The sequence below is a fragment of the Klebsiella sp. P1CD1 genome (genome assembly GCF_003790505.1).
GTDB lineage: Bacteria > Pseudomonadota > Gammaproteobacteria > Enterobacterales > Enterobacteriaceae > Klebsiella > Klebsiella variicola.
The window spans coordinates 4,074,774-4,089,481 of record NZ_CP033631.1 but is presented as its reverse complement, the minus strand read 5'-3'; the positions used below and the strand labels follow the sequence as shown (position 1 = coordinate 4,089,481).

Annotated in this window: 15 protein-coding genes; 11 read left to right on the top strand and 4 right to left on the bottom strand. The window is 59.2% G+C overall.

What is annotated here, in order from left to right:
• Window positions 1-11: 11 nt before the first annotated feature.
• Complete coding sequence (kdpA, locus tag DTA24_RS20365; protein ID WP_008805673.1) at window positions 12-1,691, bottom strand: potassium-transporting ATPase subunit KdpA; 1,680 nt, start codon at window positions 1,689-1,691, stop codon at window positions 12-14.
• The gene (gene kdpF, locus DTA24_RS20360) at window positions 1,691-1,780 is read right to left on the bottom strand and encodes a K(+)-transporting ATPase subunit F (RefSeq protein WP_020323459.1); all 90 of its coding nucleotides are present in this window, start codon (window positions 1,778-1,780) and stop codon (window positions 1,691-1,693) included. Before kdpF ends, kdpA begins: the two co-directional genes overlap by 1 nt.
• A 307-nt stretch (window positions 1,781-2,087) precedes the next feature.
• Between kdpF and DTA24_RS20355 the strand changes: the two genes are divergently transcribed.
• Both DTA24_RS20355 and phrB read left to right on the top strand, forming a co-directional pair.
• The gene (locus DTA24_RS20355) at window positions 2,088-2,297 is read left to right on the top strand and encodes a DUF2517 family protein (RefSeq protein WP_004142243.1); all 210 of its coding nucleotides are present in this window, start codon (window positions 2,088-2,090) and stop codon (window positions 2,295-2,297) included.
• Window positions 2,298-2,481: 184 nt separating this feature from the next.
• Window positions 2,482-3,924 carry a deoxyribodipyrimidine photo-lyase gene (gene phrB / locus DTA24_RS20350; protein WP_016160504.1) on the top strand — a complete coding sequence of 481 codons (1,443 nt, stop codon included), beginning with the start codon at window positions 2,482-2,484 and terminating at the stop codon, window positions 3,922-3,924.
• Here the strand turns inward: phrB and DTA24_RS20345 are convergent.
• A complete protein-coding gene (locus DTA24_RS20345; RefSeq protein WP_012542433.1) occupies window positions 3,896-5,374 on the bottom strand; it encodes an MFS transporter in 1,479 nt (492 codons plus the stop codon). The two genes, phrB and DTA24_RS20345, sit on opposite strands and share 29 nt — an antisense overlap.
• 268 nt (window positions 5,375-5,642) lie before the next feature.
• Here DTA24_RS20345 and DTA24_RS20340 point away from each other — a divergent pair, with 268 nt between their 5' ends.
• Genes DTA24_RS20340 through nei form a run of 6 tightly spaced genes read left to right on the top strand, consistent with a single transcriptional unit; the run spans window position 5,643 to window position 10,206 of the window.
• Entirely contained in the window at window positions 5,643-6,386 is a 744-nt protein-coding gene (locus DTA24_RS20340) for a type 2 GTP cyclohydrolase I (protein ID WP_008805677.1), read from the top strand.
• A 14-nt stretch (window positions 6,387-6,400) separates the two neighbouring features.
• Window positions 6,401-7,057 (top strand): 5-oxoprolinase subunit PxpB, encoded by a 657-nt coding sequence (gene pxpB / locus DTA24_RS20335; RefSeq protein ID WP_012542432.1) that lies wholly within the window; start codon window positions 6,401-6,403, stop codon window positions 7,055-7,057.
• On the top strand, window positions 7,051-7,983 hold the full coding sequence (gene pxpC, locus DTA24_RS20330; protein ID WP_008805679.1) for a 5-oxoprolinase subunit PxpC: 933 nt from the start codon (window positions 7,051-7,053) through the stop codon (window positions 7,981-7,983). The genes pxpB and pxpC overlap by 7 nt, the downstream gene beginning before the upstream one ends.
• Window positions 7,973-8,725, top strand: a complete 753-nt coding sequence (pxpA, locus tag DTA24_RS20325) for a 5-oxoprolinase subunit PxpA (protein WP_012542430.1) — start codon at window positions 7,973-7,975, stop codon at window positions 8,723-8,725. The genes pxpC and pxpA overlap by 11 nt, the downstream gene beginning before the upstream one ends.
• 29 nt (window positions 8,726-8,754) lie before the next feature.
• Window positions 8,755-9,399 (top strand): pyroglutamyl-peptidase I, encoded by a 645-nt coding sequence (gene pcp, locus DTA24_RS20320; RefSeq protein WP_123837190.1) that lies wholly within the window; start codon window positions 8,755-8,757, stop codon window positions 9,397-9,399.
• 15 nt (window positions 9,400-9,414) lie between these two features.
• Window positions 9,415-10,206, top strand: coding sequence for an endonuclease VIII (nei, locus tag DTA24_RS20315; RefSeq protein WP_008805682.1), 792 nt, complete (start codon window positions 9,415-9,417; stop codon window positions 10,204-10,206).
• A gap of 66 nt (window positions 10,207-10,272) precedes the next feature.
• Here nei and gltA read toward each other — a convergent pair whose 3' ends face one another.
• Window positions 10,273-11,556, bottom strand: coding sequence for a citrate synthase (gene gltA / locus DTA24_RS20310; RefSeq protein WP_008805683.1), 1,284 nt, complete (start codon window positions 11,554-11,556; stop codon window positions 10,273-10,275).
• Window positions 11,557-12,196: 640 nt separating this feature from the next.
• On the opposite strand from gltA, the gene sdhC reads away from it, so the two are divergent.
• From sdhC to sdhA, 3 genes are read left to right on the top strand one after another with little or no spacing between them, the layout of a single operon-like run.
• Window positions 12,197-12,601, top strand: coding sequence for a succinate dehydrogenase cytochrome b556 subunit (gene sdhC, locus DTA24_RS20300; protein WP_164481348.1), 405 nt, complete (start codon window positions 12,197-12,199; stop codon window positions 12,599-12,601).
• Window positions 12,595-12,942, top strand: a complete 348-nt coding sequence (gene sdhD, locus DTA24_RS20295) for a succinate dehydrogenase membrane anchor subunit (protein ID WP_002894949.1) — start codon at window positions 12,595-12,597, stop codon at window positions 12,940-12,942. Before sdhC ends, sdhD begins: the two co-directional genes overlap by 7 nt.
• Window positions 12,942-14,708, top strand: coding sequence for a succinate dehydrogenase flavoprotein subunit (gene sdhA, locus DTA24_RS20290; RefSeq protein ID WP_008805685.1), 1,767 nt, complete (start codon window positions 12,942-12,944; stop codon window positions 14,706-14,708). The genes sdhD and sdhA overlap by 1 nt, the downstream gene beginning before the upstream one ends.

The window sequence follows — 14,708 nt, the reverse complement described above, 5'->3', positions numbered from 1 at the left end:
CTCCGCATCGCTCAAAGTAAGGAAAAGTGTTCAGCCAGCGGGCCAAGCGCCAGCGCAGGAATAAAAGTCAGGGCGCCCACCAGCAGCACGGTGCCGATCAGTAAACCGATAAACAGGGCGTCGTGGGTGGCCAGGGTGCCGGGGCTGGCCGGTTGAATTTTCTTCGCCACCAGCGAGCCGGCGATGGCCATCACCGGAATGATGACGGCGAAGCGGCCGACCAGCATGCAGAACGCCAGCAGCAGGTTCCAGAACGGCGTCGCCGCACCCAGGCCAGCGAAGGCGCTGCCGTTGTTATTGGCCGCCGAGGTGACGGCGTACAGCACTTCGCTAAAGCCGTGCGGTCCAGGGTTGAACATCCCGGCGCGGCCGGCGTCGGTCATCATCGCCAGCGCCGTGCCAAGCAGCACCAGCGTCGGGGTGACCAGAATGGCGAGGGCGATCATTTTCATTTCCCGGACATCGATTTTCTTCCCGAGATACTCCGGAGTGCGGCCGACCATCAGCCCGGCGATAAATACCGCCAGCATAACGAACAGCAGCATGCCGTACAGGCCCGAACCGACGCCGCCGAACACCACTTCGCCAATCTGCATCAGCCACATCGGCACCATGCCGCCCAGCGCGGTGAAGGAGTCATGCATGGCATTGACCGCGCCGCAGGAGGCGGCAGTGGTGATCACCGCGAACAGACTGCTGGCGAGAATACCGAAGCGACTCTCTTTACCTTCCATATTCAGGCTACTGTCAGCGCCCAGCGTCAGCAGGTGGGGGTTGCCGCGAGTTTCCGCCCACATCACCACGGCGACGCAGAGGATAAAGATCAGCGTCATTGCCCACAGGATGGCGCGCCCCTGGCGGCGATCGCTCACTACCTCGCCGAAGGCGAAGCACAGTGCTGCCGGGATCAGGAAGATTGCCAGCATCTGCACGAGATTGGTCAGCGCGGTCGGGTTTTCAAACGGGTGAGCGGAGTTGGCGTTAAAGAAACCGCCGCCGTTGGTGCCCAGCAGCTTAATCGCTTCCTGCGAGGCGACAGGCCCCATCGGCAACAGCTGGTGCGCCCCTTCGAGGGTGGTAAAGGGCTGGTAGGCCAGCAGATTCTGCGGCACACCCTGCTGAATAAAGAACAGGGCCACCAGCAGGGAGAGCGGCAGCAGCAGCCACAGGGTAATGCGCGTCAGGTCGACCCAGGCATTGCCAAGGGCGGACATTTTCTGCCGGGCGAAGGCGCGGGTCAGGGCGAATACCACGGCGATCCCGGTGGCGGCAGAGAGGAAATTCTGCACCGTCAGGCCGACCATCTGGCTGAGATAGCTCATGGTGCTTTCGCCGGCGTAAGCCTGCCAGTTGGTATTGCTGACAAAGCTGACCGCCGTGTTGAGCGCCAGATCCCATGACAATCCCGGCAGATGCTGCGGGTTAAACGGCAACACGCCCTGGAGCATCAGCAGGGCAAACAGGGCCAGGCCGCCGAGGGCGTTAAACAGCAGGATCGCCAGCAAATACTGCAGCCAGCCCATCTCCTCGGCGCGGATCCCGGCCACGCGCCACAGGACGCGCTCGACGCCGGCCAGGCCGGGAAGCGGGATATCGTTCACCATCCTCGCCAGACACGTCCCCAGCGGGCGCGCCAGCACCAGCAACACCAGCAGGTAGCTGGCTAATAATAAAAATCCCTGGGCAGCCATCAGAATGCCTCCGCGTGTATCAAGGCATAAACCAGATAAGCCAGTAACAGGAACACCAGCCCAACGCCAGTGAGTACGCCTGCAGTCACAATCCACCTCCGGGTGTCTTTTTTGATTTACCGGGAGAATAGAAATTACGGCGCAAAGATTTCGCAAAAATCGGCGGGCGCGGTGTAAAAAAAGTATAAAAATGACAAAGGCACAATTTAACTGATGGTTAGTATTGATTTAACTTTTTTGTAACTAATTTACGTGGTGAATGTAAATTAAGTATAAATACGTGCTTTTTAGTGGTCGGATGAGTAGTAAAATTACAACCAGAGCGGTATTATTTTGCTCAGACAAACATGATTAATTTTACCGGCGCTGCTTGCCGGCCTGACAAAGGGGAGAGAAATGATGGCGTTGTACAAAGCTTATCCTGCTCATATTATTTTACTGCGTCGTGCTTTCGCCGTCGTGGCTGGCGTCGCGGCGCTGCCGGTGATGCTGTTCTGGAAAGATCGCGCCCGCTATTACAGCTGGCTGCACCGGGTGTGGTCGAAAACCAGCGAGCAGCCGGTGTGGATGGCGCAGGCGGAAAAAGCCGCTCACGATTTCTATTAATCCGTCCTGCTGCGACGAAGACAAGAAAACCGCCGGTTGCCCCCGGCGGTTTTTTTTCGTCGCTTGTCTACACTCGTTTTCATGCACCGCAGTGGAATTGGCAGGTGCTTATTTTGCCGGAGCGCGCTATTTTTTCCGGCTTATATCATGAGATGAGTTTTGCTGACGGATATCGAGGAGTTATATGGCCACCCATCTGGTCTGGTTACGCACGGATTTACGCATTCACGATAACCTGGCGCTGGCCGCCGCCTGCCGGGATCCGCAGGCGCAGGTGCTGGCGCTGTATATCGCCACCCCGGGGCAGTGGCGTGAGCATCACCTGGCGCCGCGGCAGGCCGCGTTTATCGTCAGCCATTTGCACAGTCTGCACACCGCGCTGGCGGAACGGGGCATACCGCTGTGGGTCGAAGAGGCGGATGATTTTACCGCCAGCGTCGAACGGCTGGTCCATTTCTGCCAGCAGCACCAGGTCAGTCACCTGTTCTACAACTATCAGTACGAATTCAATGAACGTCAGCGCGATGCCGCCGTTGAGAACACCTTGCGCGATGTCATTTGCCAGGGCTTTGACGACAGCGTCCTGTTGCCGCCCGGCAGCGTCATGACCGGCAGCGGCGAAATGTATAAAGTTTTCACGCCGTTTAAGAATGCGTTTATTCGCCGTCTGCGGGACGGGCTCCCGGCGTGCGTGGCGGCGCCGAAGCCGCGCCAGGCGCCTGCCCGCCAGGCGCCGCCGCTGCCTGAGCTCAACTACCCGCAAACGCCGTTCGATGGGCTGCTGTTTGCCGCGGATGAAAAAACGGCGCTGGCGCGGCTGCGCGCGTTTTGTCAGCAACCGGCGGCGGAGTATGAGGGGCAGCGTGACTTCCCCGCCGTGGAAGGGACCAGTCGCCTGTCGCCCTGCCTGGCCACCGGGGTGTTGTCACCGCGCCAGTGCCTGCATCGTCTGCTGACGGAACACCCCGCCGCGCTGGACGGCGGGGCAGGCGCAACCTGGCTTAATGAGCTGATCTGGCGCGAGTTTTACCGCCATCTGATGGTCTACTATCCGAAACTCTGTAAAGGACGCCCGTTTATCGCATGGACTGATAAGGTCGCCTGGCGTGAAGATGACGCCGCCCTGCAGGCCTGGCAGCGCGGGGAGACCGGCTTTCCGATAGTCGATGCCGCGATGCGCCAGCTTAACGCCACCGGCTGGATGCATAACCGGTTGCGCATGATTGTCGCCAGCTTCCTGACGAAAGATCTGCGCCTCGACTGGCGGGCAGGGGAGCGCTACTTCATGAGTCAACTGATTGATGGCGACCTGGCGGCGAACAACGGCGGCTGGCAGTGGGCGGCCTCGACAGGCACCGACGCCGCGCCCTATTTCCGCATATTTAACCCCACCACCCAGGGCGAGAAGTTTGATAAGCAGGGGGTGTTTATGCGTCGCTGGCTGCCTGAGCTGGCAAAGGTGCCGGAGAAGGCGCTGCATCAGCCGTGGGCGTGGGCGGATAAACAGGGGATCAAACTGGATTATCCGCGCCCGATAGTCGATCACAAACAGGCGCGGCAGGAGACGCTGGCGGCCTGGGAGGCCGCCAGAAAAGGAATTACTCCACCGCCAGACGGCGGGTCCTGACCTTCAGCGAGTGATACAGCCAGATGACCAGCACCACGCCGACACAGGCCAGCGCGCCCCAGGTGATCTGGCTGAAGACCTTGATGTAGGCGTCAATGGAGTAGTTCACTGCCCCGGCGGCGTCGAAGGACGCCTGCGAGGTCTGGTCGGCGATGACGCCGGCCAGATAGTTGGCGATGGCCCCGGAGAGCAGCATATAGATACCGGTCAGCACCCCGGTGACCCCCGGGATCTCAATGCGGGTGATTTGCGACATGGCGACCGGGTCGATAAACAGTTCGGCAAAACCCATCACCGCCAGCCCCAGCACCATCAGCGGCATGGACGACTGGCCATAGGCCGCGGACCAGCGGGCGCTGAGGGTCAGGATGCAGAACCCGGCGCTCATCAGGCCCAGACCGAGGGCAAATTTCCCCCAGATGCGCACGGTGCGATTGCCACCGACGCTCTCTTTCACCAGCCACGCCAGCACCATCCCGCAGAGCATCACCGCGAAGGCGTTGACCGACTGGAACATGGCGGTAGGGACTTCGTAGCTCATGATATGGCGATTAACGAAGCGGTCAATATACAGGCTGATGGAGCTCCCGCCCTGCTGGGCGAAGGCCCAGAACAGCAGGCTAAACGCGGTGAGGACGACGATCAGGCGCAGATCCTTACGCTGTTTATCGGTTTCAGCGCGCAGGTAGATCCGCGCCAGCACCGCCAGGCCGATAACGGTGGCCACGATCAGGGCATACACCGACCACTCCTGCCAGAACAGCACGGCGATCAGCAGCGGGGCGGTAACCAGCAGCACCAGCAGCCAGCCCCAGTTCGGCAGCAGGAAGCGGCGCGCGCACAGCGCCTGGCGGTTGACGCCGGCAGTATGCTGGAAGTGACGGTTGCCGCAGAGAAAAATCACCAGTCCCGCCACCATGCCGATGGCCGCCAGGGCAAAGCCCATCGCCCAGCTATACTCCTCCTGTACGTAGCCGCAGGCGATCGGCGCGATAATCGAGCCGATATTGCCCGCGGCATACATCAGCGAGAAGCCGCCGTCGCGACGCGGATCGGCAGGTTCGTAGAGTTCGCCCAGCAGACAGCTGACGTTGGATTTAAACAACCCGTAGCCGCAGACGATGATCGCCAGCGACAGGTAGAGGAAGACTGGGGCGGTTTCGCTGGCTCCGAGCACCAGATGGCCAATGGCCATCAGCAGCGCGCCGAGCATGACCGCCATCCGGTTGCCTAACAGCTTATCGGCCAGATAGCCGCCGAGGATCGGCGTGACATAGACCAGCGAACAGTAGGCGCTGAACAGGGCATAGGCGTGGTTATCGTCATATTTGAGCTGATTGGTGAGATAGAGGATCAGCAGGGCGCGCATGCCGTAGAAGCTAAAATATTCCCAGATTTGCAGCGCCACGACGTAGTAAATCGCCCGCGGTTGCGATGATGTTGTCTTCATGAGAAGTGTGGTTTCCTGGCGTAAAGCGAAAGTCGATCGTTCTGCATGAATAGCGCTTTATTAGTCATATTCATGGCTTGAGGGGCTTTCTGTTTATTTAATATGCTTTATTAATGCATAAATATACACGAATGCGCGATGGGGTGGGTAGACAAAATGCGGGATTAACAAAAAAGTCATGGTCGGTGCCGGTTGTGGACTATCGACGGCCCGAATGGATCTGGTTATGTTATGCCTTTGTATACCCTGATTATCTGCTGGAGTGGCGATGAAAAATAGCGAACTGGAACAACTGATAAACGACAAGCTCAATAGTGCGGCCATCAGTGATTTCGCCCCTAACGGTCTGCAGGTGGAAGGACGTGATACGGTGCAAACGATCGTCACCGGGGTGACGGCCAGCCAGGCGCTGCTGGATGAAGCCGTTCGGCTGCAGGCGGATGCGGTGATCGTCCATCATGGCTATTTCTGGAAAAACGAGTCGCCAGTGATCCGCGGCATGAAGCGCCGCCGCCTGAAGACTCTGCTGGCCAACGATATCAATCTCTACGGCTGGCACCTGCCGCTGGATGCCCACCCGGAGCTGGGCAACAACGCGCAACTGGCGCATCTGCTGGGGATTAACGTGCTGGGTGAAATCGAACCGCTGGTGCCTTGGGGCGAACTGTCGATGCCGGTTTCCGGCCTCGAACTGGCCTCGTGGATCGAAGCGCGGCTGGGGCGCAAGCCGTTATGGTGCGGCGATACCGGGCCGGACACCGTCAGCCGCGTCGCCTGGTGTACCGGCGGCGGCCAGAGCTTTATCGACGCCGCGGCGCGCTTTGGGGTGGATGCGTTTATTACCGGCGAGGTGTCGGAACAAACTATTCACTCTGCCCGCGAACAGGGGCTGCATTTTTATGCCGCCGGCCACCACGCCACCGAGCGGGGCGGCATTCGCGCCCTCAGTGAATGGCTGACGGAAACGACCGACCTGGATGTCACCTTTATTGATATTCCTAACCCTGCCTGACGGGAGAGAGAAAAGTGCAGCGAGCGCGTTGTTATCTGTTAGGAGAAACGGCCGTCGTGCTGGAGCTGGAGCCGCCGGTCACGCTCGAGAGCCAGCAACGGATCTGGGGATTGGCCCAGCGTCTGTCTCACCATGAAGAGGTGGTTGACGCCATTCCCGGCATGAACAATATCACCGTGGTGCTCCGCCGCCCGCAGGAGATGGCGTGGGAGGCGATAGACCGTCTGCAGCGCTGGTGGGAGGAGAGTCTTGCGCTGGAGCCGGAGTCGAGGTCATTAACCATCCCGGTCGTGTACGGCGGCGAGGCCGGGCCGGATCTCGGGGTGGTGGCGCAACACAGCGGCCTGAGTGAAAAACAGGTTGTGGAGCTGCATGCCTCGGTGGAATACCTGGTCTGGTTTATTGGTTTTCAGCCGGGATTCCCCTACCTGGGCGGGCTGCCGCCGGCGCTGGCGACCCCGCGTCGCGCCGAACCGCGCGTGCGGGTCCCGGCCGGATCGGTGGGCATTGGCGGCGCGCAAACCGGCATCTATCCGCTGGCGACGCCCGGCGGCTGGCAGCTGCTGGGGCGGACCGCGTTGACGCTGTTTGACCCGGCGCGTAAGGAGCCTGCGCTGTTGCGCGTGGGCGATAAAATTCGCTTTGTGCCGCAAAAGGAGGGGGTATGTTAACCCTGATCCGCGCCGGTCTGTACACCTCGGTACAGGACGGTGGACGAGAAGGCCTGCGCCAGTCTGGCATCAGCCGCTGCGGCGCTCTGGATTATCCCTCGCTGGTGATTGCCAATCTGCTGGTTGGCAACGAGGCGAACGCCGCCGGGCTGGAGATTACCCTCGGTCAGGTGGAGATCGAATTTGCCCGCAGCGGCTGGTTCGCGCTGACCGGCGCCGCCTGCGAAGCGACGCTGGACGGCAAAGCGGTCTGGGTGGGCTGGCGCACCGCCTACCGGGCCGGGCAACGGTTGGTGCTGAAAACGCCGCAGCATGGCATCCGCAGCTATCTGGCGGTGGCGGGCGGGGTCGCGGTCCCGGTGGTGCTTGGCTCGCGCAGCACGGATCTTAAGGCGGGGATTGGCGGTCTGGAAGGACGCCGCCTGCAGGATGGCGATCAGCTGAAGCTCGGGAAAGCCGCTCGGCGCTTTACCACCTCGCGCGGTGTCAAGCAGCTGCCGCTGGGCAACCGCATTCGCGCGCTGCCGGGCCCGGAGTATCATGAGTTTGATGCGGCCTCGCAGGCGTCGTTCTGGCGCTCCCCCTGGCAGCTCAGTCCGCAGAGCAATCGCATGGGCTACCGCCTGCAGGGGCAGCCGTTGAAACGGACCACCGATCGCGAGATGCTGTCGCACGGTCTGCTGCCGGGCGTAGTGCAGGTGCCGCATAACGGCCAGCCCATCGTCCTGATGAACGATGCGCAAACCACCGGCGGCTATCCGCGCATCGCCTGCATTATTGAGGCTGATATGTACCAGCTGGCGCAGATCCCGCTGGGGCAGCCGATCCACTTTGTCGCCTGCTCGCTGGAGGAGGCCTTAAAAGCACGGGCCGATCGTCAGCGTTATCTTGAACAACTGGCCTGGAGACTCCACGATGATGATTGATCTCAATGCCGATCTCGGGGAAGGGGGCGCGAACGATAGCGCGCTGCTCCAGTTGGTCTCGTCGGCGAATATCGCCTGCGGCTTTCATGCCGGCGACGCCGGACTGATGGTGCAGAGCGTACGCGAGGCGCTGAAGTACGGCGTGGCGGTGGGCGCCCATCCGGGATACCCCGACCGGGAAAATTTTGGCCGTACGGCGATGGATCTGCCGCCGGAAACGGTCTATGCCCAGATGCTGTATCAGATTGGCGCCCTGGCGGCGATCGTTCAGGCGCAGGGCGGCGAGCTACAGCATGTGAAGCCGCACGGCATGCTTTATAACCAGGCGGCCAAGTCGCCGCCGCTGGCGGACGCGATCGCCCGCGCGATCCGTGATGTTAACCCGAAGCTGGTGCTGGTGGGGCTGGCGGGCAGCGAACTGATCCGCGCCGGGCAGCACTATGGTCTGACGACGCGCCAGGAGGTGTTTGCCGACCGCGGCTACCTGGCCGACGGTAGCCTGGTGCCGCGCAGCCAGCCCGGCGCGCTGATCGACAGCGAAGAGCAGGCTCTGGCGCAAACCCTCGAGATGGTGCAGCACCACCGGGTGCGCAGCATCAGCGGCGAGTGGGCGAACGTGGTGGCGCAGACGGTGTGTCTGCACGGCGATGGCCCGCACGCGCTGGATTTTGCCCGCCGTCTGCGGGCGGCCTTTGCCGGGCGCCATATTCTGGTCAGCGCGCAACTGGACGCTGAAGCGTGACAACCTGAATGACCGCGAAGGAGAGGATGATGGCGGGAGTATTGCTCACCGGTTTTGAACCCTTTGATGGCGAAACGGTTAACCCTTCATGGGAAGTGGTGAAGCAGCTGGACGGGACGATGATTGCCGGGCAGCCGGTGATCGCCCGCCAGCTCCCCTGTGTGTTTGGCGAGGCGCTGTCGGTGCTTTACGCGGCGATAGAAGACCTGCAGCCGAGGCTGGTCATTGCCGTTGGGCAGGCTGGTGGTCGCGTCGATATCAGCGTTGAACGTGTGGCTATCAACGTCGATGATGCGCGCATTCCCGATAACAAAGGCCAGCAGTCTGTCGACACGCCGATCGTCGACGGGGGGCCGGCGGCGTGGTTCAGTACCTTACCGATCAAAGCGATCGTCAGCGCGTTGCGCGATCGCGGGATCCCGGCTTCGGTCTCCCAAACCGCCGGCACCTTCGTCTGCAATCACGTGATGTATGGTTTGCTACATAAGCTGCAGGAGCAGGCTGGCGTCAGGGGCGGCTTTATCCATATTCCATGGCTACCGGCGCAGGCGGCGGCCCATCCCGGCGAGCCGAGTATGGCGACCGTCACCGTGCGGGAAGCGCTGGAAACGGCCATTGCCGTGGCGCTGCGCCAGTCGGTGGATAGTAAACTGGGCGGCGGCGCCACCCATTAACAGAAGGATGACAGTATGCCGGAAGGTCCGGAGATCCGCCGCGCGGCGGATAAACTGGAGGCGGCAATCAAAGGCGAACCCTTAACCGATGCCTGGTTCGCCTTTCCGCAGTTGCAACCCTATCAAAGCCTGTTGATTGGCCAGCGGGTGACCCATATCGCCACCCGCGGCAAGGCCCTGTTAACACACTTCTCCGGCGGGCTGACCCTGTACAGCCATAATCAGCTGTACGGTGTCTGGCGCGTGGTTGACGCCGGGGAACAGCCCGCCTCTAACCGGGTGCTGCGCGTCAGGCTGCAGACCGCCCGCAAGGCGATTTTGCTCTATAGCGCCTCGGACATCGAGATGCTCACGGCGGAGCAGGTTGCCCATCACCCGTTTTTACTGCGCGTGGGGCCAGATGTGCTGGATATGACGTTAACCGTGGAGGAGGTGAAAGCGCGGCTGCTGTCGGCCAAATTCCGCCATCGTCAGTTTTCCGGCCTGCTGCTGGATCAGGCTTTTCTGGCCGGGCTCGGTAACTATCTGCGGGTGGAGATCCTCTGGCAGGTGGGATTAAGCGGAAAGCGTAAAGCCGCTGAACTGAGCGATAGTCAGCTGGATGCGCTGGCGCACGCGCTGCTGGCTATTCCGCGGTTGTCGTATCACACCCGCGGCCAGGCCGATGACAACAAGCATCACGGCGCGCTGTTTCGCTTTAAGGTCTTCCATCGCGACGGGGAAAGGTGCGAGCGCTGTGGGGGTGTGATTGAGAAGACGACACTCTCCTCGCGGCCGTTTTACTGGTGTCCTGGATGCCAGCATTAAGCCCGGCAGTCAGGCAGATAAAAAAACGCGCCAGGTGGCGCGTTTTTTTTCATCCGGACGGCAAGATTAGCGCTTAATGTCGGACTGGTAATCGCGTTTGGTGTAGCCAGTGTACAGCTGACGCGGACGGGCGATCTTCATGCCATCGCTGTGCATTTCGTTCCAGTGCGCAATCCAGCCCACGGTACGCGCCATGGCGAAGATAACGGTAAACATGGAGGACGGAATACCCATCGCTTTCAGGATGATACCGGAGTAGAAGTCGACGTTCGGGTAGAGTTTCTTCTCGATGAAGTACGGGTCGTTCAGCGCGATATGCTCCAGCTCCATGGCTACCTGTAGCAGATCGTCTTTGGTGCCCAGCTCTTTCAGCACTTCATGGCAGGTTTCACGCATCACGGTGGCGCGCGGGTCGTAGTTTTTGTAAACACGATGGCCGAAGCCCATCAGGCGGAAAGAGTCATTCTTGTCTTTCGCACGACGAACAAATTCCGGAATGTGCTCAACGGAGCTGATCTCTTCCAGCATCTTCAGCGCCGCTTCGTTGGCGCCGCCGTGCGCCGGTCCCCACAGGGAGGCGATGCCAGCAGCGATACAGGCGAACGGGTTAGCGCCGGAGGAGCCGGCGGTACGTACCGTCGAGGTCGACGCGTTCTGCTCGTGATCGGCGTGCAGGATCAGAATACGATCCATCGCGCGTTCAAGCACCGGATTGACTTCATACTCTTCGCACGGTGTCGCGAACATCATGCGCAGGAAGTTGCCGGCGTAGGAGAGGTCGTTGCGCGGATAAACAAACGGCTGGCCGATAGAATACTTGTAACACATGGCTGCCATGGTTGGCATTTTGGACAGCAGACGGTAGGCAGCAATCTCGCGGTGACGTGGGTTATTCACGTCGAGGGAGTCATGATAGAACGCCGCCAGGGCGCCGGTGATCCCGCACATCACGGCCATCGGGTGGGAATCGCGACGGAATGCATGGAACAGACGCGTGATCTGCTCATGAATCATGGTGTGGCGGGTGACGGTGGTTTTGAATTCGTCATATTCGGCCTGAGTCGGTTTTTCACCGTACAGCAGAATATAACATACTTCGAGATAGTTAGATTCGGTCGCTAACTGGTCGATCGGGAAGCCGCGGTGCAGCAGGATCCCCTCGTCACCATCGATAAACGTAATTTTAGATTCACAAGAAGCAGTGGATGTGAAACCTGGGTCAAAAGTAAATACGCCTTTTGAACCAAGACTACGAATATCAATAACATCCTGACCGAGCGTGCCTTTTAGCACATCCAGTTCAATAGCAGTGTCACCACCCAGGGTGATTTTTGCTTTAGCATCAGACATTTATGGTCTCCTTAGCGCCTTTATTGCTTAAGACTGCCGGGTGGTGGATTTGCTTTCGGCCCGCGCCTGCATACGTTACCAGTTTGTTATGTTGCACACAGCTCTGCGTCAGCGAAAAGGGCAGGGTACAGAGCAACGGCGCTTGATGGTACGTCCTTCAGGGCTGCGGTGAAACAACAGCAAATCAGCGTTTTAGCAGTCCGAATATTAAAACCTGTATACCACTAATAACTGTCCTGATTACATCGGTCAATACTGACACACTGTTACATAACTTATTCTCAGGTGAAAGAGTGACCCCATAACTTTTGAGCATTATTGCATTTAACTGGTAATGGTTGTAACAAGAATGTTTAATATTTGTCAAATCAGGTGATTAAAAATTAAAAAAATGTTGTTATCGTGACCTTGATCACTGTTCCGGAGAAAACCCAACAAACTATATGTAGGTTAATTGTAATGATTTTGTGAACGGCCTATACTGCGGCCAGGTCTCCGGAACACCCTGCAATCCCGAGCCACCCAGCGTTGTTTAGTGATGTTTTAATGCCTGAAAAGACGTTTTAACATGACTTCTGGTTATAGAAAGGACGCTGTCTGACCCGCAAGCAGACCGGAGGAAGGAAACAATAAGAACAGCATGTGGGCGTTATTCATGGTAAGAAATGTGAAAAAACAAAGACCTGTCAATCTGGATCTACAAACGATACGGTTCCCAATCACGGCGATAGCGTCCATTCTCCATCGCGTTTCCGGTGTCATCACCTTCGTGGCGGTCGGAATTCTGCTTTGGTTGCTGGGCACCAGCCTTTCCTCCCCTGAAGGTTTTCTGACGGCGGCCTCGATCATGGATAGCTTCTTTGTGAAGTTCATCATGTGGGGCATTCTCACCGTACTGGCCTATCATGTCGTTGTCGGTATCCGCCATCTGATGATGGACTTTGGCTACCTGGACGAAACCCTCGAAGCAGGGAAACGTTCCGCCAAAATCTCTTTTGTTATTACTGTCGTGCTTTCACTTCTCGCAGGAGTCCTCGTATGGTAAGCAACGCCTCAGCACTGGGACGCAACGGCGTACATGACTTTATTCTGGTCCGTGCTACCGCCATCGTTCTGACCCTCTACATCATCTACATGGTTGGCTTCTTCGCCACCACCGGTGAAATCTCATGGGAAGTGTGGACCGGATTCTTTGCCTCCGGCTTCACTAAAGTCTTCACTCTGCTGGCTCTCGTCTCCATTCTCATCCATGCCTGGATCGGGATGTGGCAGGTGTTAACGGACTACGTTAAACCACTGGCTCTGCGCCTGGTTCTGCAACTGGCTATCGTTGTGGCGCTGGTGGCTTACGTTCTTTATGGATTTGTTGTGGTGTGGGGTGTGTAATGAAATTGCCAGTCAGAGAGTTTGATGCTGTTGTTATCGGTGCCGGCGGCGCAGGTATGCGCGCGGCGCTGCAAATTTCCCAGAGCGGACAGACCTGTGCACTGCTCTCCAAAGTGTTCCCTACCCGTTCCCATACCGTATCCGCGCAGGGTGGTATCACCGTCGCGCTCGGTAACTCCCATGAAGATAACTGGGAATGGCATATGTACGACACCGTAAAAGGGTCGGACTATATTGGCGACCAGGACGCCATCGAATATATGTGTAAGACCGGCCCGGAAGCGATTCTTGAGCTGGAACATATGGGCCTGCCGTTCTCCCGTCTTGACGACGGCCGTATTTATCAGCGCCCGTTCGGCGGCCAGTCGAAAAACTTCGGCGGCGAGCAAGCGGCACGTACCGCGGCGGCGGCTGACCGTACCGGCCACGCGCTGTTGCACACCCTGTATCAACAGAACCTGAAAAACCACACCACTATCTTCTCCGAATGGTATGCCCTCGATCTGGTGAAAAACCAGGACGGCGCGGTGGTCGGTTGTACCGCCCTGTGCATCGAGACCGGCGAAGTGGTCTACTTTAAAGCCCGCGCCACCGTGCTGGCGACCGGCGGCGCAGGCCGTATTTATCAGTCCACCACCAACGCCCACATCAACACCGGTGACGGCGTCGGGATGGCCATCCGCGCCGGCGTTCCGGTGCAGGATATGGAAATGTGGCAGTTCCACCCGACCGGCATCGCCGGGGCAGGGGTGCTGGTCACCGAAGGTTGCCGCGGCGAAGGCGGTTACCTGCTGAACAAACACGGCGAGCGCTTTATGGAGCGTTATGCCCCGAACGCCAAAGACCTGGCGGGTCGTGACGTGGTGGCGCGTTCCATCATGATCGAAATTCGCGAAGGCCGCGGCTGCGATGGTCCGTGGGGCCCGCATGCGAAACTGAAACTGGATCACCTGGGTAAAGAGGTTCTGGAATCTCGTCTGCCAGGTATCCTTGAGCTGTCCCGTACCTTTGCTCACGTCGATCCGGTGAAAGAGCCGATCCCGGTTATCCCAACCTGCCACTACATGATGGGCGGTATCCCGACCAAAGTCACCGGTCAGGCGCTGACCGTGAATGAGAAGGGCGAAGACGTGGTGATCCCGGGCCTGTTCGCGGTAGGCGAAATTGCCTGCGTATCGGTCCACGGCGCCAACCGTCTGGGCGGCAACTCGCTGCTCGACCTGGTGGTCTTCGGCCGCGCGGCGGGCCTGCATCTGCAGGAGTCTATCGCCGAGCAGGGCACGCTGCGCGACGCCAGCGAATCGGATGTCGAAGGCTCGCTGGACCGCCTCAATCGCTGGAACAATACCCGCTCCGGCGAAGACCCGGTGGAAATCCGCAAAGCACTGCAGGAATGTATGCAGCACAACTTCTCGGTGTTCCGCGAAGGCGATGCGATGCACAAAGGTCTGGAGCAACTGAAAGTGATCCGCGAGCGCCTGAAAAACGCGCGTCTCGACGATACTTCCAGCGAGTTCAACACCCAGCGCGTCGAGTGCCTGGAGTTGGACAACCTGATGGAGACCGCGTTTGCGACCGCCGTGTCCGCTAACTTCCGTACTGAAAGCCGTGGCGCCCATAGCCGCTTCGACTTCCCGGATCGTGATGATGAAAACTGGCTGTGCCATTCCCTGTATCTGCCAGAGTCGGAATCCATGACGCGTCGTAGCGTCAACATGGAACCGAAACTGCGTCCGGCATTCCCGCCGAAGATTCGTACTTACTAA

Bases quoted from the DNA above. Each gene is read 5' to 3' on its own strand.
- kdpA (WP_008805673.1), bottom strand. From the start codon at position 1,691: ATGGCTGCCCAGGGATTTTTATTATTAGCCAGCTACCTGCTGGTGTTG.
- DTA24_RS20355 (WP_004142243.1), top strand. From the start codon at position 2,088: ATGATGGCGTTGTACAAAGCTTATCCTGCTCATATTATTTTACTGCGT.
- phrB (WP_016160504.1), top strand. From the start codon at position 2,482: ATGGCCACCCATCTGGTCTGGTTACGCACGGATTTACGCATTCACGAT.
- DTA24_RS20345 (WP_012542433.1), bottom strand. From the start codon at position 5,374: ATGAAGACAACATCATCGCAACCGCGGGCGATTTACTACGTCGTGGCG.
- DTA24_RS20340 (WP_008805677.1), top strand. From the start codon at position 5,643: ATGAAAAATAGCGAACTGGAACAACTGATAAACGACAAGCTCAATAGT.
- pxpC (WP_008805679.1), top strand. From the start codon at position 7,051: ATGTTAACCCTGATCCGCGCCGGTCTGTACACCTCGGTACAGGACGGT.
- pxpA (WP_012542430.1), top strand. From the start codon at position 7,973: ATGATGATTGATCTCAATGCCGATCTCGGGGAAGGGGGCGCGAACGAT.
- pcp (WP_123837190.1), top strand. From the start codon at position 8,755: ATGGCGGGAGTATTGCTCACCGGTTTTGAACCCTTTGATGGCGAAACG.
- nei (WP_008805682.1), top strand. From the start codon at position 9,415: ATGCCGGAAGGTCCGGAGATCCGCCGCGCGGCGGATAAACTGGAGGCG.
- gltA (WP_008805683.1), bottom strand. From the start codon at position 11,556: ATGTCTGATGCTAAAGCAAAAATCACCCTGGGTGGTGACACTGCTATT.
- sdhC (WP_164481348.1), top strand. From the start codon at position 12,197: ATGTGGGCGTTATTCATGGTAAGAAATGTGAAAAAACAAAGACCTGTC.
- sdhD (WP_002894949.1), top strand. From the start codon at position 12,595: ATGGTAAGCAACGCCTCAGCACTGGGACGCAACGGCGTACATGACTTT.
- sdhA (WP_008805685.1), top strand. From the start codon at position 12,942: ATGAAATTGCCAGTCAGAGAGTTTGATGCTGTTGTTATCGGTGCCGGC.